Genomic DNA, 22,605 nt, shown 5'->3' with positions numbered 1-22,605 from the left:
GGCGAAAAGCTCGGTCGCGAGATCTCCTTATTGCAGAACGCGGGGAATCAATGAACAACCTTGGGGTATCGGCGAAGGTCGGCATCAACTCTGGCGCGATCCTTTTGTTGTTGTTGGCGGCATCCGCGGTGACCGTGCTGGGGTTGATCCAGGCGGAGGACATGTTCGGGACCTACCGGCGGCTCACCCTTCAGACCAACGCGGTGTCGGCGGTGGAATCGGAGCTGTCGCGGGTCCGTATCGGCGTCAAGACCTTCATCCAGACGGGCGATCCGAAGGCCGCCCAAGAGGTCCAGGAGCGGGAGCGCGCCGCCAAGGCCGCCATCGACGAGACCCTGCAGCTGGTCGTCAATCCGGAGAAGCGGGAACTGGTTCGACAGATCGGTGTCAGCATCGCGGCCTATGAGCAGGCATTCGAGGGAGTCTTGCCGCTCCGCGACAGGCTGGAGGCCTTGGTCGAGACCCTGAACCGCATCGGGACCGAGGCCGAGCAGGAACTCACGGCGGTGATGGAGGCGGAACAGCGGCTGGGCAATGCCGGCGCCGTGTATCGCGGTGGCCTTGCCCTGCGGTCGCTGCTGCTGGCGCGCATCTATTCGAACCGGTTCCTCGTCGAGAACGGCCAGGAACAGATCGACCGCGTGGCACAGGAGTCGAAGGCGCTCCGGGACAACCTGGGCCCCCTGGGCGCCCTGGTCTCGAACGATCAGTCGCGCTCGGGACTCGCCAGGCTGTCGGCGCTGGCGGACGAGTACGATGCAGCGTTCCTGGCGGTCGGCCGGGTGATCTTCGAGCGGAACGCGATCATCGAAGGCAAGCTGGACGTCATCGGTTCGCAGGTCGCCACGGCTCTCGAGGAGCTCAAGGAAGAGAACAGGAGAGGCCAGGACGCCCTCGGCTCGCAGGCGACGGCGGCGATCGTGCGGTCGGAATGGCTGGGTATCGTCGTCTCGATCGCCGCCCTGCTGATAGGCGTCGTACTGGCCTACGTCGTCGGCCGCGGGATCTCCCGCCCGATCGTCGCGATGACCGACGCCATGCGCCGTTTGGCCGGCGGCGACAAGACCACCGAGATTCCGGCCCGTGGCCGCAAGGACGAGGTCGGCGAGATGGCCGAGGCGGTCCAGGTATTCAAGGACAACCTGATCCGCAACGAGCAACTGGCAGCCGAGCAGGAACAGCAGCGTCGTGCCCGCGAGGAGCGCGCGCGCCGGATCGAGGACCTCACCCGCAACTTCGACGCGGCGGTTGCCGAGGTTCTGATGCAGTTCGGCTCGGCGACCGACCAGATGCAGACGACCGCGACCTCGATGTCGGCGACGGCCGAGGAGACCAGCCGTCAGGCGACGGCGGTTGCCGCGGCGGCCGAGCAGGCGTCGGCGAACGTCCAGGCGGTCGCGTCGGCTGCGGAGGAGCTCTCGGGCTCGATCGAGGAGATCAGCCGGCAGGTCACCCAGTCGGCCCGGATCGCCAACGACGCGACCGCCAGCGCGGAGGCCACCAACATCCAGGTGCAGTCCCTTGCGGAGGCGGCGCGCCGTGTCGGCGAGGTCGTCAACCTGATCCAGGACATCGCCGCCCAGACCAACCTGCTGGCGCTGAACGCCACCATCGAGGCCGCCCGTGCCGGCGAGATGGGCAAGGGCTTCGCGGTGGTAGCCGGCGAGGTGAAGAGCCTGGCGTCGCAGACCGCCCGGGCGACCGAGGAGATCAGCCAGCACATCGGCGGCATCCAGACCGCGACGGGCGAAGCGGTGTCGGCGATCCAGGGCATCGGCACGACGATCAACGAGGTGAACGAGATCGCCGGCAGCATCGCCTCGGCGGTCGAGGAGCAGGGGGCGGCGACCCGCGAGATCTCCCGCAACGTCCAGGAAGCGGCGCGCGGCACGCACGACGTCTCGCAGAACATCGTATCGGTCACCCAGGCCGCCACCGACACCGGCGCCGCCGCGGGCCAGGTCAACTCCTCGGCCGGGCTGCTGGCCTCGCAGTCGGCTGCCCTTCGGCGGACCGTCGAGGAGTTCCTCGCCGGCGTGCGGGCGGCCTGATCCGGGCCGCCGGGCGAGGCTCCGGTCTCGCCCGGCGGTGCTTCAGAACGCCACAGCGAACGTCACCGATGCCAGCAGCAGCAGGGCGAAGCCGACGTTGACGAGCCGGCTGGTGCGCGGGTCGCGGAACAGCCGGGTCAGCGCAGCACCGGTGACCAGCCAGGCGATGTTGACGGTGCCGATGACCAGGAACAGCACGGCGATCTTCGCCGCCACGTCCAGCCCGGCGCTGCCGCCGACCAGCACGAAACCGGAGAACAGCGCCGCCATCGCGGCATAGGCCTTGGGATTGACCAGCGACAGCAGGACGCCGGCCAGGAACGACGGCTGGCGCCGGTCGCCGGTGCCGTCGTCGAGCGGCGGTGCGGTGGCGATCCGCCAGGCCAGATAGACGAAGTAGCCGGCGGCCGCGGCCGTGATCGCCGGCGCCGCCCCCGGCACCGCGAACAGCACGCCGATCACCCCGCTGGCGGTGATCGCCATCACCGCGACCATGCCGAGGTTGAGGCCCGTCATGTAGGCGAGGCCCCGGCGCGCCCCGAAGGCGGCGCCGGTGGCGGCGAGGCTGAGGGTGTTCGGCCCGGGGCTGCCGGCGAGCGCGAAGCCGGCCATTACGAAACCCAGCAGGTCCTGCATGTCGACGGCTCTCCTTGGCGCTATGCTGAGCTATGGCAACCGATATGGACCATGGAGCCGCCTCCGGTCTTGAACGATCGTGCGCGGCCGGCGACCGTGCCGGCTGGATCCGCAGCGCACCGCCGGGCCCGGGGCTGGAGCGGATCGAGGCGTATTTCGCAGGCCACGGCTTCGATCCGCATCGCCACGATACTTACGCGATCGGCTTCACGTTGCGCGGCGTGCAGGCGTTCCGGTACCGCGGGGCGTCGACTTGCAGCGTGCCGGGGCAGGTGTTCGTGCTGCATCCCGACGAGGTCCACGACGGCCGGGCCGGGACCGAGGACGGCTTCCGCTACCGCATCCTCTACGTCGAGCCGGCGCTGATCCGGGACGCCCTCGCCGAGACCCGGCGCTCGCTGCCGTTCGCCCGCGACGCGGTGACCGACGACCCGCGGCTGCTCCGGGCGGTGGTTCCGGCCCTGGCCGATCTGGACGACCCGCTCGACGAGCTGCAGCGCGACCGCATCGTGCAGGGCCTGGCGGACGCGCTGGCGGCGGTCGACCCGATCGGCGGACGACCGCTTCCGGCGCGCGACCTGGCCGCGGTGCACCGGGCCCGCGAGCGGCTCGACGTCGCTGTCGAGGCCGGAACCGGGGTCGGGGTCGGCTCGGCCGAGCTGGAAGCCGTCACCGGCCGGTCGCGCTACGCGGTGGCCCGGCTGTTCCGGGCCTGTCTGGGGACCAGTCCGCATCACTATCTGGTGCTGCGCCGGCTGGACCGGGCGCGGTCGCTGATCCGGGCCGGCATGCCGCTCGCCGATGCCGCGACGGCCAGCGGCTTCGCCGATCAGAGTCACATGACCCGGCAGTTCCGGCGCGCCTACGGCCTGTCGCCCGGGCGCTGGTCGGTGCTGGTCGGCATCGAGCGTGGAGCGGCGGCGCGATGATCCTGACAATCCAAAGCCCGGCCGGCGGCGGTCGCCACCCGCCGCCGGTTCGCGTGAGCCGCCGTCAGGTGATGTGGGCGCCCCGGGTCTCGACGTAGACCGCGTACAGGCTCTGGCTGGCGGTCATGAACAGCCGGTTGCGCTTGGTGCCGCCGAAGCAGACGTTCGAACAGATCTCCGGCAGCCGGATCTGCGCGATGCGGGCGCCGTCGGGTGCGAACACGTGGACCCCGTCGTAGCCGTCGCCGACCCAGCCGGCCGACGACCAGACGTTGCCGTCCTCGTCGCAGCGGATGCCGTCGGCGAAGCCGGTGCGGCCCTCCCAGGTCATGCTGGCGAACTCGCGACCGTTGGACAGCGTGCCCTTCTCGCCGTCGAGGTCGAACTGCCAGATCCGGCTGGCGGCGTCCGGATAGTGCGAGACCCCGGTATCGGCCACGTACAGCTTCTTGTAGTCGTGGCTGAAGCACAGACCGTTGGGTTTGAACGGCGCGTCCGTCACCTTGGTGACCGCCCCGCTGTTCGCGTCGATCCGGTAGACCGCCTCCTTGACGAAGGGCTGTACCGAGCCGGTGTCGGCGCGCCGGCCCTCGTAGTTCATCAGCTGGCCGTAGCCCGGATCGGTGAACCAGATCGACCCGTCGTTCGGATGCACCACGGCGTCGTTCGGGGCGTTGAAGCCCTGGCCTTGGTCGTTCTTGTCGGCCAGCACCGTGACGGAGCCGTCGTACTCGTAGCGGACTACGCGGCGGTTGAGGTGCTCGCAGGCGATCTGCCGGCCGCGGTAGTCGAAGGTGTTGCCGTTGCTGTTGCCGGAGGGCGCCCGGAAGCCGCGGCTGACGTGGCCGTCCTCCTCGATCCAGCGGAGCTGCTCGTTGTTCGGGATGTCGCTCCACAGCAGGTAGCGTCCGACCCCGTTCCAGGCCGGCCCCTCGGCCCACAGCGTCCCGAGATGCAGGCGCTGGATCGGGGTGTTGCCGAGCTTGGCCTTGAAGCGCTTGTCCAGGGCGATGATGTCGGGGTCCGGGTAGCGGACCGGCTCGGTGCCCGGCCCGAAGTTGCGGGCGAACGCCTCCGGCGCCATGGCCGTGGTCGCGGCGATCGTCGCGGCGGCGGCCAGGAAGCCCCGGCGGTCGAAACGTGGCGTCCCGTCGTCGGGTCGGTCGGTACGGGTCATGGAGTCCTCCCTCGGTCGGGGCGGGTGCCGTTGGGGCCGGCGGGGGCAGCGGCACAGTGGCGAGTCTCGTCCGCGGCCCCGGCGTCCCGGCCTGCCCTGCACGGCGGGACCGCCCCTTGCTGGTGCCCTGCTGACGCCGTGCCGGCGGAGGTACGGCCGGTGCGTGATCAAATGGCCGTATGGTAGTATGTTATATGACTAATTATGGTGTGGCAACCGATCGGCGATCATTCAGATCCGGAAATCCCCGCTTCCGCGAAAACGAACTCGCGGAACGCGACGATCGCCGGATCGTCCCGGCGGCTGCTCGGATAGCATAGCCAGTAGCTGGCGCCGGCCCCGACCGGCCGGTCGTGCAGGGTCAGCAGCAGGCCCTGGTCGATCAGGCCCCGGGCCAGCGCGACCCGGCCCAGCACCACCCCCTGGGCCGCCATGGCGACGTCGATCAGCACGCCGGCTTCGTGGAACACGGCACCGCTGGACACGTCGGCGCCGACCACCCCGGCGTCGACGAACCAACGCCGCCAGAAGTCGCGGGTCTCCTCGTGCTGAAGCGGGAGGCCGGCGATCGTCTCCGGCGACAGCGGCAGGTCGTCGGCGCTCAGCCCGTGACGCTCCAGCAGTGCCGGCGAGGCGATGGGCAGGGCGTGGCCCGGCATCAGCGGATAGGCGGTCAGGCCTGGCCAGGGGCCGGTGCCGTAGCGGATCGCCACGTCGACGCTCTCGCGGGTCAGGTCGACCAGCCGCGTGGAGTGTTCGAGCCGGACGTCGATCTCCGGGTGGGCGGCGCTGAACGCGGCCAGCCGCGGCACGATCCACCGGTAGGCGACCGAGGGAGCCGAGGTGATGGTCAGGATCTGCCGGCCGCCCTGGGCCCGGATCTCCGACGCCCGGGCCGCCAGCCGGTCGAACGCGTCGGTGACCACCGGCAGCAGCCCGGCCCCGGCCTCGTTCGGCTCGATCCGGCGATGCTCGCGGCGGAACAGCGGTCGCCCGAACCAGTCCTCCAGGGCGCGCAGCTGGTGGCTGACGGCGGCGTGGGTCACCGACAGCTCGTCGGCAGCCCGGGTGACGCTGCCGAGCCGGGCGGTCGCCTCGAAGGCCCGCAGTGCGGTCAGCGGCGGCAGGGTGCGCATGTTTGTGAGAATAACTTACACATCCGGTGAAAACGTATCGTTTGAGAAACCGGCAGTACAGCACGATTTTCCGGGCATGGCACAGAGCCCCGGTGGCTCGATCATGTAAGGAGAATTGTCATGCTGAGCGAAGCGCTTTTCCGACTGGTCAACGTTGCCGGCGGGCTCGGCCTGGACGACGAGCTGTGGCACCGGCAGGTGCTCGGTCCGGATCCGGCGGCCGGACGTCGGTCCGCGCGCGAGCGGATCGCCGCGGCCGCCGAGGCCCGGCGCCGGCAGCCGGCAGCACCGTCGCTGAACCGGCTGACGCCGCGGGCGGCCCTGGTCTCCTGGTGGTAGGTCGCTTGCGGGCGCCGTTCGGGGATGGCCGTGCTCGGCGCTATCCCAGGATGTCGTGGACCATCGCGATCAGCGGCGCGTCGGCCGGCGGCATCGGGTAGTCACCGAGCCGGGCCGGTCGCACCCAGGCGAGCTTCTGGTGCTCGCGCGCGGTGACCGTGCCGATCCAGCGCCGGCAGGCATACAGCGGCATCAGCAGGTGAAAGCTGTCGTAGCGGTGCGAGGCGAAGGTGAGCGGCGCCAGGCAGGACTCGGCGGTGTCGATGCCGAGTTCCTCCCGCAGCTCGCGGATCAGCGCGGCCTCGGGGGTCTCGCCGGGATCGACCTTGCCGCCGGGGAACTCCCACAGACCGGCCATCGACTTGCCTTCCGGGCGCTGGGCGATCAGCACCCGGCCGTCGACGTCGACCAGGGCGACCGCCACCACCAGCACGGTCGGAACCGGCGGCAGGTCGGCGGCGGCCGAGGCCGCCATGCACCCGTCGAGCTCGCCCATCGCCGGCGCCGCGTCAGCTGCGGTAGTCGGCGTTGATGTCGATGTAGCCGTGCGTCAGGTCGCAGGTCCATACCGTCGACCGCCCGCGGCCGACCCCGACATCGACGGTGATCGCGATCTCGCTTCCCTTCATGTGGGCCGCCACCGGGGCCTCGTCGTAGCCCTCGACCCGGGCCCCGTCGCGCGCCACCACGACGCCGCCGATGTCGACGGCGAGCCGGTCGCGGTCGGCCTTCTGGCCGGACTTGCCGACCGCCATGACGATGCGGCCCCAGTTCGCGTCCTCGCCGGCGATCGCGGTCTTGACCAGCGGCGAGTCGGCGATCGCCAGGGCGATCCGTCGGGCGGCCCGCTCGGAGGCGGCGCCGGTCACGGTGACCTCGACCAGTTTCTGGGCGCCCTCGCCGTCGCGCACCACCTGCAGGGCGAGGTCCTTCAGCAGGTCCTGCAGCTTGGCGCGGAAGTCGCGCAGGGCCGGGTCGCCGGCCCCGGTGATCGCGGCGTGCGGGACCTGTCCGGTGGCGAACAGCAGCAGGGTGTCGCTGGTCGAAGTGTCGCTGTCGACGGTGATCGCGTTGAAGGTGCGCGCGGTCGACCGGCTCAGCAGGGTCTGCAGCACGTCGGCCGGGACCTGCGCGTCGGTGACCACGAACGATAGCATGGTCGCCATGTCCGGCGCGATCATGCCCGAGCCCTTGGCGATGCCGTTGATGCGCACCGGCACGCCGCGGATGTTGGCGGTCCGGCTGGCGGCCTTGGGGAAGGTATCGGTGGTCATGATGGCGCGGGCGGCGTCGGCCCAGCTGTTGTCCGACAGCGACGCCTGCGCGCCCGGCAGCGCGGCGACGATCCGCTCGTAGGGCAGCGGCTCCCCGATCACACCGGTCGAGGCCAGCATGATCTCGGACGGCGGGCAGCCGAGCAGTCGGGCGGCGGCCGCCGCCGTCTCGTTGCAGGCGGTGCGGCCGTGGGCGCCGGTGAACACGTTGGCATTGCCGGCGTTGACCACCAGGCCGCGGGCGCGGCCGGCCGGCAGCTGGGCCCGGCACCAGTCGACCGGCGCGCCCGGCATCTGGTTGCGGGTCAGCACGCCGGCGACGGTGGTGCCGGGGACGAACTCCGCCAGCAGGACGTCGCGGCGCCCCTTGTATCGGACGCCCGCCTCGACTGCCGAGAACCGGCAGCCGGCGACCGGCGGAAGCGCGGGAAGGCCTTCGGGGGCGAGCGGCGAGACGGGGAGCGGGGCCACGGTTCGAACCTCTTGCGGGAGAGGGACGGCCCGGACGGGGATGCCCGGACCGGCAGGCACGGCGGGTCGGTCTGTTCGGGTGTTCCGGTCTGTTCGGGCGTTACTGGGGCGCCGGCATCGGCGTGCCGTCGGGGCCGAAACGCTCCACCTCCACGCCCGAGCGCAGCTCCTGGAGCTTGGCGGAGATCAGTTCGCGCGTCATGTCGGACGCGAGCTGGTCGCGCATCTGCTCGAACGGCGGGGCATCGGCGGTCCGCTTGTCCTCCAGCAGGATGACGTGCCAGCCGAACTGGCTCTTCACCGGCGCCTTGCTGTAGGCGCCGGGCTCCAGCGCGAAGGCCGCCTCGGAGAACTCCGGAACCATCTGCTCGGCGGTGAACCAGCCGAGATCGCCACCTTCGGACGCGCCCGGGTCGGTCGACCGCTCCTTGGCCAGCGCGGCGAAGTCGGCGCCCTTGTCGAGGTCCGCGATCACCGCCTTCGCGGCCTCCTCGGTGTCCACCAGGATGTGGCGGGCATGCGCCTCTTCCCGGCCGGCCGTGTCGGCTGCCGCCTTCTCGTAGCGCTGCTTCAGCGCCTCGTCGGTGATCTGCGCGGCGATCGACTCCGACAGATAGACCTGGGACAGCACCTGATCCTCGGCGCGCCGGATGCGCGTCTTGACGTCGTCGCGCCCGATCAGGTCGGTCTTGCGGGCCGCGTTGGCGATCAGGCGTCCGTCGATCGCGCGCTCGAGCAGGGCCGGGTAGATCATCTGCAGCGGCATCTGCCGGTACTGCGGCGGCAGTTCTTCGCGCATGGCGATCAGGTCGGCGAGGGTGACGGTGTCGTCGCCGACCCGGGCGACGACGATCGTCGCTGGATCCGGCATGGCGCCGGTCTCCGCCGGCGCTGCCGGTGCGGTCTGGGCCAGTGCCGGGGTTCCGGCGGCCGCGGCTGCCAGCAGGGCGATGGCGGCGACGGCCGCAGAGCGCAGGATCGGCATCGTGGTCCTTTCGTTCGGTCGGCGCGTCGGGCGGCCGCGAGGGGTGCTCGGTTGCCACCGCCGGCGCGGTTCGCAGTGGCGCAGGGGTATCAGATCGCCGGTACCCGAACAAGCCGGCGCCTGGCCGACCAGGCGCGCGGTGCCACAGAGCAGATCTCGGGCGAGATCGACGGCATTCGCTCGGTCTCAGGAGAGGTGGTCGGATCGCTCGATGCGATCCGCGGCACCATGCAGGAGGTGCTGGAGTACGTCACGTCGACGGCGTCGGCCGTCGAGGAGCAGAGCGCGGTGGCCAGCGACATGTCGGCGAACATGCAGCGCGCCGCGGCCGAGGCCAACGCCATGGGCAGGGCAGCCTGACCCCGCAGGGGGAATGACGGGGGGATGACCGGGGGATGACGGCAGGCGCGGACGTGGCCGCGGCGGCGGCGGAGCGTCGGGTCAGTCCGACCGGCCGCCGGACCAGCCGGGATCGAACGGGACGTGCACGTCCATGTCGACCACCCAGGTCGACGACCGGCCGGTGACGAAGTCGCTCGCTTCGGCACGGATCAGCACGCACACCCCCTCGGTGTCCTCGGAGATCCCGAAGGACGGCAGGTCCGTTCGCACCGTCTCGACGATGTCGTGGGCGGTCGCGGCCCCGGTCTCGCCGGTATCCACGTAGAAGCCGGGGGTCGGCTCGCGCACGGTCTCCGACGCCCGGATGTCGAAAACCACGCCGGAAGCTCGGAAGTCGAAGGCGTTGCGGAACTCGACGCCGCCGACGTCCACCGACAGGCGGCCGTTGTCGGCGCTGAGCTCCATCTTCACCTGCTCGAACGACAGCCCGATCGGCCGGCGGTCGACGTTGCGGCCGTAGGACCGGTAGCGGGGCAGCGCGTCGCGCACCCAGTCGAGCGCCGCGGCCCGGAAGCCGTCGACCAGACCGCCGGTACGCTTGGAATCGATGCCGAGCAGGGTACCGGCCATCTGCCGGATCGCCTGGCCGCCGCGTCGCAGCACGCTGTCGAGATCGCCGGCGAGCAGCGAAGCCGAGCGCGCGATCACAACCTCGGCCTCGCGGTCGGCCTCCTTGCGGATCGCCTTGGCGACACCGCCATAGGCCTGCACGGCGCGCACCGCGGCCCGCCGGCGCGGCGGCGCGTCCAGCGCATCGTCAAAGGACTCCGGATCGCGGCGAGCATCGGCCTCGCCGTCGTCTCCGACAACCCCCCTCCACCGCCCGCGCTCGCTACCGCGCATGCGGATGGACAACTGTGTCTGGTCCTGCGCCCGCACGCCTGCTGCGGCGACCGACGGAGGCCCCACTATGTTATCGACCATGACGAGGCTTTCTGCCGAATGGTCGCGACGTCCCCGTTGGAAGCATACCGGGGCGTCGTGAAAACGCAACAAATCTGCGCGTTCCGGCGGCTTGGCGCGCGCGCCGGTCGCGTTGACAGGATCACGGCCTCCCCCTAAATGTCGGTGGCCCGTCGGCCGCCGGCCGGGGCGAACAACTCGGGGAACTCCATGCTCGGCGCCATCGCCAAGGCCCTGTTCGGGTCGCAGAACGACCGCATTCTCAAGGGACTGCAGAAGCCGGTCGCCGCGGTCAACGCGCTGGAGGCGGAGATTTCCGCGCTCTCGGACGACGACCTCCGGGCCAAGACCGACGCGTTCCGCAAGCGCCTGGAGGCCGGCGAGAGCCTCGACGACCTGCAGGCCGAGGCGTTCGCGGTGGTCCGCGAGGCCGCCAAGCGCACCCTCGGCCAGCGGCACTTCGACGTCCAGCTGATCGGCGGCATGGTCCTGCACCAGGGCAAGATCGCCGAGATGAAGACCGGCGAAGGCAAGACCCTGGTCGCGACCCTGCCGGTCTATCTGAACGCCCTGAGCGGCAAGGGCGTGCATGTGGTCACCGTCAACGACTACCTGGCCCAGCGCGACAGCGCCTGGATGGGCCAGATCTACCGGTTCCTCGGCCTGACCGTCGGCTGCATCGTCCACGGCCTGACCGACGAGGAGCGGCGCGCGGCCTATGCCTGCGACGTGACCTACGGCACCAACAACGAGTTCGGTTTCGACTACCTGCGCGACAACATGAAGTTCCGCCTGGAGGACATGGTCCAGCGCGACTTCAACTACGCGATCGTCGACGAGGTCGACTCGATCCTGATCGACGAGGCGCGCACGCCGCTGATCATCTCAGGCCCGGCCGACGACAGCTCCGAGTTGTACCGCCAGGTCGACAAGCTGATTCCGCTGCTCAAGCCCGAGCACTACGAGAAGGACGAGAAGCAGCGCACCGTCACGACGACCGACGACGGCGCCGCCGAGATCGAGCGGCTGCTGGCCGAGGCCGGGCTCCTCAAGGAAGGCGCGCTCTACGACATCCAGAACATCTCCCTGGTGCACCACGCCAACCAGGCGCTGCGGGCCCACAAGCTGTTCAGCCGCGACACCGACTACATCGTCAAGGACGACAAGGTCGTCATCATCGACGAGTTCACCGGCCGCGCCATGGAGGGCCGCCGTTACTCCGACGGCCTGCACCAGGCGCTCGAGGCCAAGGAAGGGGTCACCGTCCAGAACGAGAACCAGACCCTCGCCTCGATCACCTTCCAGAACTACTTTCGCCTGTACCCGAAGCTGGCCGGCATGACCGGCACGGCGATGACCGAGGCGGCGGAGTTCGCCGAGATCTACGGCCTCGAGGTCGTGGAGATTCCGACCAACGTGCCGGTCCGCCGCAAGGACGACGACGACGAGGTCTACCGGTCGGCGCGCGAGAAGTACGAGGCCCTGGCCGAGCTGATCGAGGACTGCCGCCAGCGCGGCCAGCCCGTGCTGGTCGGCACCGTGTCGATCGAGAAGTCCGAGACCGTGTCGGCCCTGCTCAAGCAGAAGGGCATCCCGCACCAGGTGCTGAACGCCCGCTTCCACGAGCAGGAGGCCGGAATCATCGCCCAGGCCGGCGTGCCGGGGTCGGTCACCATCGCCACCAACATGGCCGGCCGCGGTACCGACATCCAGCTCGGCGGCAACCTCGACATGCGGCTGGCGGTCGCGCTCGCCGGCGTCGAGGACGAGGCCAGGCGGGCCGAGGTCACGGCTGCGGTGAAGGCCGAGGTCGAGGCCGGCAAGGCCAAGGCGCTGGCCGCCGGCGGGCTGTACGTGATCGCCACCGAGCGGCACGAGAGCCGGCGCATCGACAACCAGCTGCGCGGCCGATCCGGCCGCCAGGGCGACCCGGGCGCCTCGAAGTTCTTCCTGTCGCTGGACGACGACCTGATGCGGATCTTCGGGTCCGAGCGGATGGACGGCATGCTCCAGAAGCTCGGCCTCAAGGAAGGGGAGGCGATCGTCCATCCCTGGATCAACAAGGCGCTCGAGAAGGCGCAGCAGAAGGTCGAGGCGCGGAATTTCGAGATCCGCAAGCAGCTGCTCAAGTTCGACGACGTGATGAACGACCAGCGCAAGGTCGTCTACGAGCAGCGCAAGGAGATCATGCGGGCGCCGGACGTCCACGAGATGATCGCCGACATGCGTCACGAGGTGATCGAGGACCTGGTCGCCCGCTGCATCCCGCAGGGTGCCTACGCCGAGCAGTGGGACCTGGACGCCCTGCACGAGGAATGCCTGAGGCTGCTGGCGCTCGACCTGCCGGTCAGGGACTGGGCCAAGGAGGAGGGCATCGCCGACCGCGAGATCCTGGAGCGGATCCGCGACGCCTCCAACCGCCGGATGGCCGAGAAGGTCGCCAACTACGGCCGCGACCTGATGCGCATGGCCGAGCGCAGCCTGCTGCTGCAGCTGCTGGACCAGCAGTGGAAGGACCACCTGCTGTCGCTCGACCACCTGCGCCAGGGCATCAACCTTCGGGCCTACGCCCAGAAGGACCCGCTGAACGAGTACAAGCGCGAGGCGTTCTCGCTGTTCGAGGCGATGCTGGCGAACCTGCGCCAGGTGGTGACCAGCGTGCTGTCGCACCTGGAGATCCGCATGCAGGCGCCGGAGGAGCTGGAGGCCCGGATGGCCGCCGAGCGCGCCCAGGCCGAGATGCACGAGACCCGGATGGACCCGGCGCTGGCCTCCGACCAGGCGGCCGCAGTGGACGACGAGGGCGCGCTGGCGGCTACCGGCACCGACGGCGGGGCGACCGTCGCGACCCGTCGGCCGGCGGCCGGCGGCGTCGACCCGAACGACCCGTCGACCTGGGGCAAGACCCCGCGCAACGCCCCGTGCCCGTGCGGCAGCGGCAAGAAGTACAAGCAATGTCACGGCAGGCTGGCGTAACCGGACCGTCGTGAGGCGTGGACCGGCCCTGAGGGCCTACCGCCCGCACGGCGTCTCCAGGTGGATGACGCCCCAGCCGTAGACCGGGTCCCGGCCCTGCGGGCCGAGGTCGACGGCGTGGCCGCGGGCCCAGGCCGCGACCTCCTCCGACCGCGTGGCCCGCAGCGGGGCGGCGCCGGCGACGAAGCCGGCGAACAGGGCGGCGGCCAGCGAGGTTCCGGTCCGTCTCTCGCCCGATCCGCCGGTCCCGGCGGTCCACAGCTCCACGCCCGGCGCCGCGAACTGCACGTAGTCCCCCTGGTTGGCCCACACATACGGTCGCTGCCGCTCGTCGACGGCGGTGACTGCAATGACCCGGTCGTACGCCGCCGGATAGGCCGGCGGTGCCGCCGGCCCGCCGTTGCCGGCGGCGGCCACCACCACGATGCCGCGGTCGACGGTACGGGCCAGGGCGGTCTGCAGCAGCAGGTTGGGGGGGCCGGCGAGGCTCAGGTTGATCACCCCCGGCCGTGCCTGCACCAGCCAGTCCAGAGCCTCGGCCAGGTTGAACGCGTCTGCCCTGACGTCGTCCTCGGGGCCGAGCGAGAAGGCGTTGGCGGCGTACAGGCGGGTGTCGGGCGCCATGCCCGGGAACCGGCTGGCGGGATCGCCGACCAGCAGGGCCGCGATCGCCGTCCCGTGCCCGTCGGCAGCCGGCGTCGCACCGGCGGCAGGCAGGAACCGGGCGACCGTGATGGCGCGCGACCGCAAGGCCGGGTGGCTGCGTTCGACCTCGGTGTCGACGATGCCGATCGGCATCGGCTGCCGGCAGGCCGACGACAGCCGGGCGGCGCGCCGCAGCCCGGCCACGGTGCAGCCGCCGTCGCCGCAGGTTCCGGACATCGGCCGATACACGCTGTTCGGGGCGAACACGGCGTTACCCGCCCGCTCGGCCTCGCGCAGACGCACCTGCGCGGCGGCGGCCTGGTCCGGCGTCGCGGCCCGGAACCGCGAGATCACCAGGCCGAGCGACGACAGCGAGCGCTCCTCGACCTCGAGCCCGAGCTGCTGGGCGAGTTCGACGGTGTCCGGCGAGGCGAACAGGCCGACGAACTCGTTGCTCACATCCGGACCCCGGCCGCCGCCGCGCAGCCCGCGCTGCGCCCGCGCGCCGGTGGGCGCGGTCTGACCCCGCTGGCCGGCACCGGGCCTGCCGCCGGCGGTGCCGCCCGCGGGGCCGGCACCCGGCCCGCCCGCCGTGCCGCCTCCCCCGGGGCCCGGTCCGGCTTCCGTACCGCCCGCGGGGCCGCCTGCGCCGGGCCCGCCCGCGCCAGGGCCACCTGCGCCGCCGCCGCCACCTCCGCCGCCACCTCCGCCACGGGCGAAAGCCGGCCCGTCGGCGCCGACGAGCACCATCAGCAGCGCCGCGCAGACCGTCAGAAGTGCCAGCGACACCCGCGGCTTGTTTCGTCGATTGTGGTTTGGCGCCATGCTCTGGCTTCTGCGCGCTTCGCGTCCCTGGTGTGGCCGACAGGCGGTCGAGACCGGAAATCGGGCTTCTGGAGGAGAACGTATGGCGACCAGGGAATTATTCCCGCCGCTGCGGCGTTGTCGAGACAGCAAGGCATCAAGCGACTGATGGCGACGCCCTTCACAGCGCAGCTTGTCGCCTTGCTGCCGAGGCTCAGGCGGTTCGCCCATGGACTGGCGGGCGCCGCCGATCAGGGAGACGATCTCGTGCAGGAGGCCTGCGAGCGTGCGATCCTGCGGCAGCATCAGTTCGAACCGGGCACGCGGCTCGACAGCTGGATGTTCCGCATCATCCAGAACCTGTGGATCGACCGCCAGCGGGCCGGCCGCCGGCGCGGTCCGACGGTCGAGATCGGCGAGGCCGACACCGTCATGGGCGCCGACGGCGAGTCCGACGCGACCGCCGCCGTCGACCTGGCCCGGGTCAGGCGGTGCATCGCCGGGCTGCCGGAGGACCAGCGGTCGGTCCTGCTGCTGGTCTGCGTCGACGGCCTGTCGTACCGCGAGGCGGCCGACGCGCTCGACCTGCCGATCGGGACCGTCATGAGCCGCCTGGCCAGGGCCCGCCGGCGCCTGCACGAAATGTTGAACCCGGGGGATCAGCTGTGAGCGAGACGGAATTCAGCGACGAGGTGCTGATGGCGTTCGCCGACCGGGAGCTCGATCCCGCGACCGCCCGCGAGATCGCCCGGCGCCGCGAGACCGACCCGGCCCTGGACGCGCGGATCCGCGTGTTCGAGCAGACCGCCGGGCTGGCCCGCCGGGCGCTCGAGCCGCTCGCCCGGGAGCCGGTGCCGTTCCGCCTGCTGGCGGCGGCGCAGGGCGCGAACCAGGGTGACGGCCAGGGGGGCAGCCGGGACGCCGGCCAGGACGCCCGACGGGGCGGGGCCCGGCTCGCGATTCCGCGCGAGCTCATGGCGCTGGCGGCCAGCGTTCTGCTGGTCATCGGCATCGGGGCCGGCTTCCTGGCGAGCGGCTGGCCGGACGGCGAGACGTCCGGAGGACTCGCCGCCCTCGACGCCTGTGGCGGCACGGGCCTGTCGCGCGCCCTGGAGACCACGGCGTCCGGCGAGCGGCAGGTCGAAGGCGGCTGCGCGATCGTCCCGGTCGCCAGCTATCGGGAGGAGGGGACGGTGTGCCGGGCCTTCCAGGCTGTTTCGGGCGGCGCATCCCGTCCCGAGGCGATGGCCGGCATCGCCTGCCGCGACGACGACGGCAGCTGGCGCACTCGGGTCGCCGTCGACCTGACGCCCCGCCCGGGGGCCGGAGACACCTATCGTCCGGCGAGCGGTGCCAGGGTCGGCCTCGACGCGCTGCACACCGCCGCCGGCCTGAAGGCAGCCCCGCTGTCGCCGGCCGACGAACAGGAGCTTCTGCGCAACGCCTGGCAGAGCGCCCGCTGAGCGGCTTCAATCGATAATTTCCCGAACATGCCTCCATCGACGGAATAGATCGGCGGCGCGGTCGTTGTCGAATCGAGGGGCCGAGTGGCGAACACCGCCGCGGCCTCCCGGACGATCGACCGACGGAGAGCCGCCGTGCCGTTCCCTTCCGCAGATCCCGGCTTCGTCGCCCGGTCGGTCCGGCACCCGCGGCCCGAGGGACCGCTTCGACACCCAGTGATCGGGAAGGAGACGATCGTGATGCCACCGGACGACCTCAAAGCCATCGCCGCCTTGGCCGGGCGCCTTCGGTTTCCCGCCGCCGTGCATGCCGGCCCCGCGGGCCGGGAACCGCGGACCTCTGCACCGAAAGGCTCCTTCGAGGCCGCCCTGGAGGCGATCCGGTCGGCGTCCGCAGGCGGTCCGGACCGGGCGACGACCGGGCGCCGCGGCGCGGTCGCGGGCGGCCTGCTCGCGGGCGGGACGCTGGCGGCCCTCGGCCGGGCGGCGACGCCGCCGGACGGCGCGCGGGCGCGGCCGGAACCGTGGCCGGCAGCCGGCGATCCGACGGTCGGCGAGGCCGGCGTCCTGATCTGGCCCGGCCCGAACCCCTGTGCGGCGGGCCGGCGGCGCTCGGCCGGCCAGCCGGCGGGATCCCGGTCGGGGCCGGATCCGACCCAAAGCCCGACCGGAACGGATGCGGTCGAACCACAGGTCGCGGTGGTCGGCGTCGACGAGGAGGAGGCGACGCCACGGGCGTGATCCTCGTCCTGCGGGCAGGGACCGGCGGTCTGCTCTTCCCGGCCGTCAGTCCCGGGACGGCGACGGCGCAGCCGGCGCCGCGCCGTCCGCCCGTTCGAGATGCTTCAGCCGCAGGATGCTGACGACCGCCGAGGTGGCGGCGAAGCCGGCGCCCAGCACCAGCGCCCAGGTGGCGCCCTGGATGCCGAGCCGGCCGAGCAGCAGGGCGACCAGGGCGGCACCGACCGCCTGACCGGTCAGCCGGGCGGTGCCCAGCATGCCGCTGGCGGCGCCGCTGCGGGCGCGCGGCGCGGCGGTGATCAGGGTGCGGTTGTTGGGGGCCTGGAACAGCCCGAAGCCGGCGCCGCACAGCACCATCCGCCAGGCGATGTCGAAGCGCCCCGGGTCGTCCGGCAGCAGCGCCAGGGCCGCCAGCCCGGTCGCCATCAGCGTCATGCCGGCGCTGACGATGATCGCCGGCGACCAGCGGTCCGACAGCCGGCCGGCGAACGGTGCCACCACCGCGATCGCCAGCGGCCACGGCATCATCAGCAGCCCGACCTCCAGTGGCGGGAAGTCGTGGATCCGCTGGAACGTGAACGGCAGCGACACGAACGCCAGGACCTGGGCGACGAACGACGCGGTCGAGGTGGCGATCGACAGGCTGAACACCGGCTTGGCCAGCAGGTCGAGCGGCAGCAGCGGCTCCGGCACCCGCAGCTCGCGGCGGACCAGCAGGGTCGAGGCGATGACGCACGCCACCGCCTGGGCGACCACCAGCGGCCACGCGAGGCCGTGGCCGATGCTGTCGAGGGTGGTCACCACCAGCCCGATCGAGGCGGCGCTGAGCCCGGCGCTGACGACGTCGAAGCGGCGGCTGGCACGGTCGCTGTCCGGCAGGGTGAACCAGCCCATCGCCACCACGATGGCGCCGAGCGGCAGGTGGATCGCGAACAGCCACGGCCAGTCGACGACCGACAGAATCAGCCCGCCGATCGTCGGCCCGACGGTCGCCGACGACGCCACCACCATGGCATTCACCCCGATCGCCGTCCCGAACCGGGCCTTCGGCACCGTATAGCGCAGCAGCGCGGCGTTGACGCCCATCAGCCCGGCGGCGCCCAGGCCCTGGACGATGCGGATCGCCGTCAGCTCGCCCAGCGAGCCGGCGAACGCGCAGCCGACCGCGGCCACCGTGAAAAGCGACACGCCGGCCAGGTAGACCCGGCGGTAGCCGACGATCTCGCCGAGCGAGGCGAGCGGCAGCAGGCTCATCACGATGGCGAGCTGGTAGCCGTTGACGATCCAGATCGAGACCGCCGGGCTGGCGTCGAAGTAGGTGGCGATGGTCGGCAGCGCGATGTTGGCCATCGAGCTGTCGAGCACCGCCAGGGTCACCCCGAGCAGGATGGTCGCCCAGGCCCAGTAGCGTCGCGGCGTGTCGAGTCCGTCCGGCGACTCGGTGGCCGTCTGACTCATGGCCGCACCGCGGGGGCGACCCCGGTGCGGCGCGCGATGAAGCGGGCGAGGCTGGGGCCGGTGAGGATCACGATGATCACGCGGGCGGTCTGCATGGCCATGACGAACGGCAGGTCGACGTTGCTGGACGCGGCGATGATGGCGGCGGAGTCGGCACCGCCCGGGCTGGTGGCGAGGTAGGCGGTCAGCGGGTCGACTCCGGCGAACACCACCAGGGCCGCCGCGAACGCGCCGCACAGCGCGATCAGCGCGAAGATCGAGGCCAGCACCCGCGGCAGCGCCCGGGCGGCGTGCCGCAGGATCGGCCGGGTGAACTTCAGGCCGATTACCCAGCCGACCAGCGCGTAGCTGACCGCCAGCAGCCAGGGCGGCAGCTCGATGGTCAGCCAGCCCGCGTCCTGCAGCACCACGCCGATCGCCAGCGGCAGCAGCAGCGGCCCGGCCGGGACCTTGAGGCGCAGGGCGACGGCGATGCCGACCGCCGCGGTGGCGCCGGTGGCGGCGAAGGCCGGCCAGTCGATCGCCGGGAACCAGTCGACGGGCGGGCCGCCGCCGGCGCCGTCGGTCGAGAGCCGGGCGACCAGCGAGGCCACCAGCACCACGCACAGCACCCGCAGGTACTGCATGAAGGCGACCAGCCGCATGTCGGCGCCGTAGGCCTCCGACAGCAGGGTCATGGTGGTGGCGGCACCCGGCGAGAACCCCCAGACCGCGGTGGTGCCGGGCAGGATGCGCCAGCGGGTCAGCAGCCAGCCGAGCACCACCGACGCGGCGATCGCCCAGCCGACCCCGAGCAGGAACAGCGGCCAGTCCCGGGCGATCTCGCCGAGGATCTCGACCGGGATGCCGCGCGCGATCATGCAGCCGATCACGCCCTGGGCGATGTAGAACGGTACCGCCGGTACCCGGACCGGACCGCCGGCCGTCGCCACCAGGATCCCGGCGATCATCGGGCCCAGCAGCAGCGCGGCCGGCAGGTGAACGAGTTCGAGCAGCACGACCAGCACGGCCGACAGCGTCAGCAGGGCCGCCCACCGGACCGCGGCCGGCCGGCCGTCCAGCGGGCCGGATGCGGCGTCGTCGGGCGCTGGATCGGATGGTGCCAAGCGGGTTCTCCCGGCCGTCCGGCCGCCTACGACACGCCCGGCTCGCGCTCCGGCCGCGGCATCTCCCAGACGTCGCGGGTCGTGCAGTACAGGTCGCCGCCGAGCCGGCCGACGGTGTCGAGCCCGGCCTGGTCGATGCGCAGCCGCTGCTCGTCCACCAGGTCGGCGCGCACGACCACCCGCAGCACCTCGCCGATCACGATCTCGCGCCGGTTGCCGAGTTGCAGGGTGGTGTGGCGCTTGCACTCCAGCGCCGCCGGCGCGGTCGCGATGCGCGGCGGCCGGACGGTCGTCGACGGCGCGGTCTCCAGGCCGGCGACGTCGAGCTCCGATTCGCCGGGCTCCAGGTCGAGCGCGCACAGGTTCATCTGCTCCGCCAGCGCCCGGTCGACGATGTTGACCACGAACTCCGGCAGCTCGCGGATGTTGGCCGAGGTGTCCTTCGGGCGCCGGTCGGGCCGGGCGTCGACCCCCAGCACCACCATGCATGGGTCATAGGAGACGGCGTTGAAGAACGAGAACGGCGCGGCGTTCACGGTGCCGTTCGGCGCCAGCGTGGTGACCAGCGCGATCGGCCGCGGCGTGACCACGCTGCGGAACACCTTGTAGGCGTCCACGGGGGTCATGTCGGCGAACAGGAACTCCTTGATCGCGCTCTCGGGCATTGGGCTATCCGGCATCGAGCTCTCGGGCATCGGTCTCTCTGGTCGGGTGTCAGGCGGGCGGGTGCGCAGCGTGCCAGTGCCGGGCGATGTCGATCCGCCGGCACACCCAGGCGCGGTCGTGGGCCTTCACGTGGTCCAGGAAGCGGGCCAGCGCGCGGGCCCGGCCGGGCCGGCCGACCAGCCGCTGGTGCAGCCCGATCGACAGCATCTTCGGGGCCTCCGCCCCTTCCTCGTAGAGCTGATCGAAGCTGTCGATCAGGTGCCGGAAGAAGTCCTCGCCGGAGCCGTAGCCCGGCGGCGCGCCGAACTTCACGTCGTTGGTGTCGAGCGCGTAGGGCACGACCAGGTGCGGGCCGCCGTCGACCTCGACCCAGTACGGCAGGTCGTCGTTGTAGGCGTCGCTGTCGTACAGGAAGCCGCCGTGCTCGACCAGCAGCCGCCGCGTGTTGGCGCTCGGCGCGTAGCGGCAGTACCAGCCGGCCGGCGGCGCGCCGGTCAGCCGCTCGATGGTCTCGACGGCGCGGGCGATGTGCTCGCGCTCCTCGGCCTCCGACAGCTCGAAGTGGTTGATCCAGCGCCAGCCGTGGCCGGCGAAGTCGCAGCCGTACTCGGCCAGCGCGGCGGTCGAGACCGGGTTTCGCTCCAGCGCCTGGGCGCAGGCGTAGATCGTGAACGGCAGGCCGCGGTCGCGGAACAGCTTGAGGATGCGCCAGACCCCGGCGCGCGAGCCGTACTCGTACAGCGACTCGATGCCGAGGTCGCGCTCGCCCGCCGGATGGCGGCCGCCGACCGCCTCGGACAGCGCACTCTCGTTGCGCGGGTCGCCGTGCAGCACCGAGGATTCCGACCCCTCCTCGACGTTCAGCACGAAGTTGACGGCGATCTTCGCACCGTTCGGCCAGGCGGCGTGCGGCGGCTTGCCGCCGTAGCCGACCATGTCGCGCGGATAGGGCTCGGGCGTGCTCATGGCGGCGGATCTCCTCGGATGTCGGTGCGCGGCCCGGGCAGGCGCGGTCGGAAGGCCGTGCTAGGATACGCCATCCTCGGGCCGGTGCCACCGGCCTGTCCTGCCGCTTTCCGGGAACTGTTGCCATGCCCGAGCGCCCCGTCGCCTGCGATCTGCTGATCCGCCATGCCGCCGTCCTGACCCTGGTCGAGGGCAGCGCCCTGCTGGCCGACGGCGCCGTCGCGATCGCCGGCGACCGGATCCTGGCGGTCGGGCCGGACGCCGAGCTGGCGGCGGCCCACGCGCCGGTCGAGACCGTCGACGCCCACGGCGGCATCGTCATGCCGGGCTTCGTGAACACCCACAACCACACGCCGCTGATCGGCGTGCGCGGCATGTTCGAGGACCTCGGCTTCGCGCCGGCCTACACCGCCGGCATCCCGCAGATGGCGGCGCTGTCGCCCGAGCAGATGCTGGTGATGGCCCGGCTCGGCCAGTATGAGATGCTGCGGGCCGGCAGCACCACGGTGGTCGACTTCTACCGCCGGCCCGACGCGCTGGCGCAGGCCGCCCACGAGATCGGCCTCAGGGCCTTCATCGGCGGCCGGATCATGGATGCCGATGCCGCGGCGCTCGCGGCCGGCCGCTGGGAGACCGACACGGCGCTCGGCGACCGGCTGTTCGACGAGAACGCCGCGGCGATCGAGCGCTGGGACGGCATCGACGGTGGGCGGATCCGCTGCGGCTTCGGCCCGCACGCCGCCGACACCTGCTCGCCGGACCTGCTGCGGCGGGTCGCCGAGGCCGCCCGGGCCAGGGGCGGGCCGGTGCACACCCATCTCTGCCAGAGCCGGCGCGAGGTCGAGGTGGTGCGCGAGCGCGACGGCCGCAGCCCGGTCGACCGGTTCGACGAGGTCGGGCTGCTGGGCGACCGGCTGATCGCCGCGCACTGCGTGTTCCTGGACGAGGCCGGGGTCGAGCGGGTCGGGGCGGCCGGCGTGCACGTCGCGCATGCGCCGATCGGCAACTCCTCCAGCGGCATGGTGGCGCCGATCCTGGCGCTGGCGCGGGCCGGCGCCAACGTCACCCTGTGCGGCGACAGCAAGACCGCCGACATGTTCGAGAGCATGCGGATGGCGACCGCGCTGGCCCGCATCCGCGATGGCGGGTTCGAGCCGACCGCCCCGACCCTGCTGGGCTGGGCAACCGTCAACGGTGCCGCCGCGCTCGGCCTCGGCGACCAGGTCGGCCGGCTGGCGCCGGGCATGAAGGCCGACCTGGTCATGCTGGACGCCGCCGAGCCCAGCCTGGCGACGGTGGTCGACGGCTATGGCATCGTGGCCCGCAGCGCCTCGGCGCTGGCGGTCGACACGGTGGTGGTCGACGGGTCGGTCCGGCTGCGCGGCGGCCGGCCGGTCGGGTTCGACGGCGACGCCATCGTGGCCGAGGCCCGCGATCTCGCGCGTTCGCTGTGGGCGGCGGCCTGAACGGCCGTTCG

General features: G+C 72.0%; 21 protein-coding genes. 9 read left to right on the top strand and 12 right to left on the bottom strand.

Annotation, left to right across the window (positions count from 1 at the left end):
• The first annotated feature begins 113 nt into the window (after window positions 1-113).
• A complete protein-coding gene (locus tag IE246_RS05425; RefSeq protein ID WP_229836431.1) occupies window positions 114-2,051 on the top strand; it encodes a methyl-accepting chemotaxis protein in 1,938 nt (645 codons plus the stop codon).
• A gap of 42 nt (window positions 2,052-2,093) precedes the next feature.
• On the opposite strand, the gene IE246_RS05420 is transcribed toward IE246_RS05425, so the two are convergent.
• On the bottom strand, window positions 2,094-2,687 hold the full coding sequence (locus tag IE246_RS05420) for a LysE family translocator (protein WP_189987918.1): 594 nt from the start codon (window positions 2,685-2,687) through the stop codon (window positions 2,094-2,096).
• Window positions 2,688-2,731: 44 nt separating this feature from the next.
• On the opposite strand from IE246_RS05420, the gene IE246_RS05415 reads away from it, so the two are divergent.
• Window positions 2,732-3,616: an AraC family transcriptional regulator gene (locus tag IE246_RS05415; protein WP_229836428.1), complete on the top strand. Its 885-nt coding sequence runs from the start codon at window positions 2,732-2,734 to the stop codon at window positions 3,614-3,616.
• Window positions 3,617-3,680: 64 nt separating this feature from the next.
• Here IE246_RS05415 and IE246_RS05410 read toward each other — a convergent pair whose 3' ends face one another.
• Complete coding sequence (locus IE246_RS05410) at window positions 3,681-4,793, bottom strand: SMP-30/gluconolactonase/LRE family protein (RefSeq protein WP_189987916.1); 1,113 nt, start codon at window positions 4,791-4,793, stop codon at window positions 3,681-3,683.
• A 227-nt stretch (window positions 4,794-5,020) separates the two neighbouring features.
• Entirely contained in the window at window positions 5,021-5,929 is a 909-nt protein-coding gene (locus IE246_RS05405) for a LysR substrate-binding domain-containing protein (RefSeq protein ID WP_189987915.1), read from the bottom strand.
• 120 nt (window positions 5,930-6,049) lie between these two features.
• On the opposite strand from IE246_RS05405, the gene IE246_RS05400 reads away from it, so the two are divergent.
• Window positions 6,050-6,268 carry a hypothetical protein gene (locus IE246_RS05400; RefSeq protein ID WP_189987914.1) on the top strand — a complete coding sequence of 73 codons (219 nt, stop codon included), beginning with the start codon at window positions 6,050-6,052 and terminating at the stop codon, window positions 6,266-6,268.
• A gap of 40 nt (window positions 6,269-6,308) precedes the next feature.
• Here IE246_RS05400 and IE246_RS05395 read toward each other — a convergent pair whose 3' ends face one another.
• From IE246_RS05395 to IE246_RS05385, 3 genes are all read right to left on the bottom strand, one after another.
• Window positions 6,309-6,764: a (deoxy)nucleoside triphosphate pyrophosphohydrolase gene (locus IE246_RS05395; protein ID WP_373297855.1), complete on the bottom strand. Its 456-nt coding sequence runs from the start codon at window positions 6,762-6,764 to the stop codon at window positions 6,309-6,311.
• 13 nt (window positions 6,765-6,777) lie between these two features.
• Window positions 6,778-8,013 (bottom strand): bifunctional glutamate N-acetyltransferase/amino-acid acetyltransferase ArgJ, encoded by a 1,236-nt coding sequence (gene argJ / locus IE246_RS05390; protein WP_189987913.1) that lies wholly within the window; start codon window positions 8,011-8,013, stop codon window positions 6,778-6,780.
• Window positions 8,014-8,113: 100 nt separating this feature from the next.
• Window positions 8,114-8,998 (bottom strand): peptidylprolyl isomerase, encoded by an 885-nt coding sequence (locus IE246_RS05385; RefSeq protein ID WP_189987912.1) that lies wholly within the window; start codon window positions 8,996-8,998, stop codon window positions 8,114-8,116.
• Between the two features lie 75 nt (window positions 8,999-9,073).
• On the opposite strand from IE246_RS05385, the gene IE246_RS05380 reads away from it, so the two are divergent.
• Window positions 9,074-9,358 (top strand): hypothetical protein, encoded by a 285-nt coding sequence (locus IE246_RS05380; protein WP_189987911.1) that lies wholly within the window; start codon window positions 9,074-9,076, stop codon window positions 9,356-9,358.
• An 81-nt stretch (window positions 9,359-9,439) separates the two neighbouring features.
• Here the strand turns inward: IE246_RS05380 and IE246_RS05375 are convergent, their stop codons facing one another.
• Window positions 9,440-10,120: a hypothetical protein gene (locus tag IE246_RS05375; protein ID WP_189987910.1), complete on the bottom strand. Its 681-nt coding sequence runs from the start codon at window positions 10,118-10,120 to the stop codon at window positions 9,440-9,442.
• Between the two features lie 393 nt (window positions 10,121-10,513).
• On the opposite strand from IE246_RS05375, the gene secA reads away from it, so the two are divergent.
• Window positions 10,514-13,279: a preprotein translocase subunit SecA gene (gene secA, locus IE246_RS05370; RefSeq protein WP_189987909.1), complete on the top strand. Its 2,766-nt coding sequence runs from the start codon at window positions 10,514-10,516 to the stop codon at window positions 13,277-13,279.
• Between the two features lie 36 nt (window positions 13,280-13,315).
• Here the strand turns inward: secA and IE246_RS05365 are convergent, their stop codons facing one another.
• Window positions 13,316-14,383, bottom strand: a complete 1,068-nt coding sequence (locus tag IE246_RS05365) for a S8 family serine peptidase (protein ID WP_189987908.1) — start codon at window positions 14,381-14,383, stop codon at window positions 13,316-13,318.
• Window positions 14,384-14,896: 513 nt separating this feature from the next.
• On the opposite strand from IE246_RS05365, the gene IE246_RS05360 reads away from it, so the two are divergent.
• From IE246_RS05360 to IE246_RS05350, 3 genes are all read left to right on the top strand, one after another.
• Window positions 14,897-15,397 (top strand): RNA polymerase sigma factor, encoded by a 501-nt coding sequence (locus IE246_RS05360; RefSeq protein WP_189987907.1) that lies wholly within the window; start codon window positions 14,897-14,899, stop codon window positions 15,395-15,397.
• A complete protein-coding gene (locus IE246_RS05355; RefSeq protein WP_189987906.1) occupies window positions 15,394-16,191 on the top strand; it encodes an anti-sigma factor in 798 nt (265 codons plus the stop codon). Before IE246_RS05360 ends, IE246_RS05355 begins: the two co-directional genes overlap by 4 nt.
• Window positions 16,192-16,431: 240 nt before the next feature.
• Entirely contained in the window at window positions 16,432-16,932 is a 501-nt protein-coding gene (locus IE246_RS05350) for a hypothetical protein (protein WP_189987905.1), read from the top strand.
• 45 nt (window positions 16,933-16,977) lie between these two features.
• On the opposite strand, the gene IE246_RS05345 is transcribed toward IE246_RS05350, so the two are convergent.
• From IE246_RS05345 to puuE, 4 genes are read right to left on the bottom strand one after another with little or no spacing between them, the layout of a single operon-like run.
• Entirely contained in the window at window positions 16,978-18,390 is a 1,413-nt protein-coding gene (locus IE246_RS05345; RefSeq protein WP_189987904.1) for an MFS transporter, read from the bottom strand.
• Complete coding sequence (locus tag IE246_RS05340) at window positions 18,387-19,496, bottom strand: AbrB family transcriptional regulator (RefSeq protein ID WP_229836425.1); 1,110 nt, start codon at window positions 19,494-19,496, stop codon at window positions 18,387-18,389. The genes IE246_RS05345 and IE246_RS05340 overlap by 4 nt, the downstream gene beginning before the upstream one ends.
• Window positions 19,497-19,522: 26 nt before the next feature.
• A complete protein-coding gene (locus IE246_RS05335) occupies window positions 19,523-20,161 on the bottom strand; it encodes a flavin reductase family protein (RefSeq protein WP_189987903.1) in 639 nt (212 codons plus the stop codon).
• A gap of 49 nt (window positions 20,162-20,210) precedes the next feature.
• Window positions 20,211-21,128 (bottom strand): allantoinase PuuE, encoded by a 918-nt coding sequence (puuE, locus tag IE246_RS05330; RefSeq protein ID WP_189987902.1) that lies wholly within the window; start codon window positions 21,126-21,128, stop codon window positions 20,211-20,213.
• 125 nt (window positions 21,129-21,253) lie between these two features.
• Between puuE and IE246_RS05325 the strand changes: the two genes are divergently transcribed.
• Entirely contained in the window at window positions 21,254-22,594 is a 1,341-nt protein-coding gene (locus IE246_RS05325; protein ID WP_189987901.1) for an amidohydrolase family protein, read from the top strand.
• The last annotated feature ends 11 nt before the right edge of the window (window positions 22,595-22,605 follow it).

Source organism: Thalassobaculum fulvum (genome assembly GCF_014652915.1).
Lineage (GTDB): Bacteria > Pseudomonadota > Alphaproteobacteria > Thalassobaculales > Thalassobaculaceae > Thalassobaculum_A > Thalassobaculum_A fulvum.
The sequence above is the reverse complement of the archived record's forward strand: the minus strand, read 5'-3'. Positions and strand labels throughout refer to the sequence as shown.

Coding starts and splice junctions, on each gene's coding strand:
- IE246_RS05325 (WP_189987901.1), top strand. CDS start 21,254: ATGCCCGAGCGCCCCGTCGCCTGCGATCTGCTGATCCGCCATGCCGCC.
- IE246_RS05345 (WP_189987904.1), bottom strand. CDS start 18,390: ATGAGTCAGACGGCCACCGAGTCGCCGGACGGACTCGACACGCCGCGA.
- IE246_RS05335 (WP_189987903.1), bottom strand. CDS start 20,161: ATGCCCGAGAGCGCGATCAAGGAGTTCCTGTTCGCCGACATGACCCCC.
- IE246_RS05385 (WP_189987912.1), bottom strand. CDS start 8,998: ATGCCGATCCTGCGCTCTGCGGCCGTCGCCGCCATCGCCCTGCTGGCA.
- IE246_RS05360 (WP_189987907.1), top strand. CDS start 14,897: ATGGCGACGCCCTTCACAGCGCAGCTTGTCGCCTTGCTGCCGAGGCTC.
- IE246_RS05395 (WP_373297855.1), bottom strand. CDS start 6,764: ATGGGCGAGCTCGACGGGTGCATGGCGGCCTCGGCCGCCGCCGACCTG.
- puuE (WP_189987902.1), bottom strand. CDS start 21,128: ATGAGCACGCCCGAGCCCTATCCGCGCGACATGGTCGGCTACGGCGGC.
- IE246_RS05405 (WP_189987915.1), bottom strand. CDS start 5,929: ATGCGCACCCTGCCGCCGCTGACCGCACTGCGGGCCTTCGAGGCGACC.
- IE246_RS05400 (WP_189987914.1), top strand. CDS start 6,050: ATGCTGAGCGAAGCGCTTTTCCGACTGGTCAACGTTGCCGGCGGGCTC.
- IE246_RS05415 (WP_229836428.1), top strand. CDS start 2,732: ATGGACCATGGAGCCGCCTCCGGTCTTGAACGATCGTGCGCGGCCGGC.
- IE246_RS05350 (WP_189987905.1), top strand. CDS start 16,432: ATGCCACCGGACGACCTCAAAGCCATCGCCGCCTTGGCCGGGCGCCTT.
- secA (WP_189987909.1), top strand. CDS start 10,514: ATGCTCGGCGCCATCGCCAAGGCCCTGTTCGGGTCGCAGAACGACCGC.
- IE246_RS05410 (WP_189987916.1), bottom strand. CDS start 4,793: ATGACCCGTACCGACCGACCCGACGACGGGACGCCACGTTTCGACCGC.
- IE246_RS05420 (WP_189987918.1), bottom strand. CDS start 2,687: ATGCAGGACCTGCTGGGTTTCGTAATGGCCGGCTTCGCGCTCGCCGGC.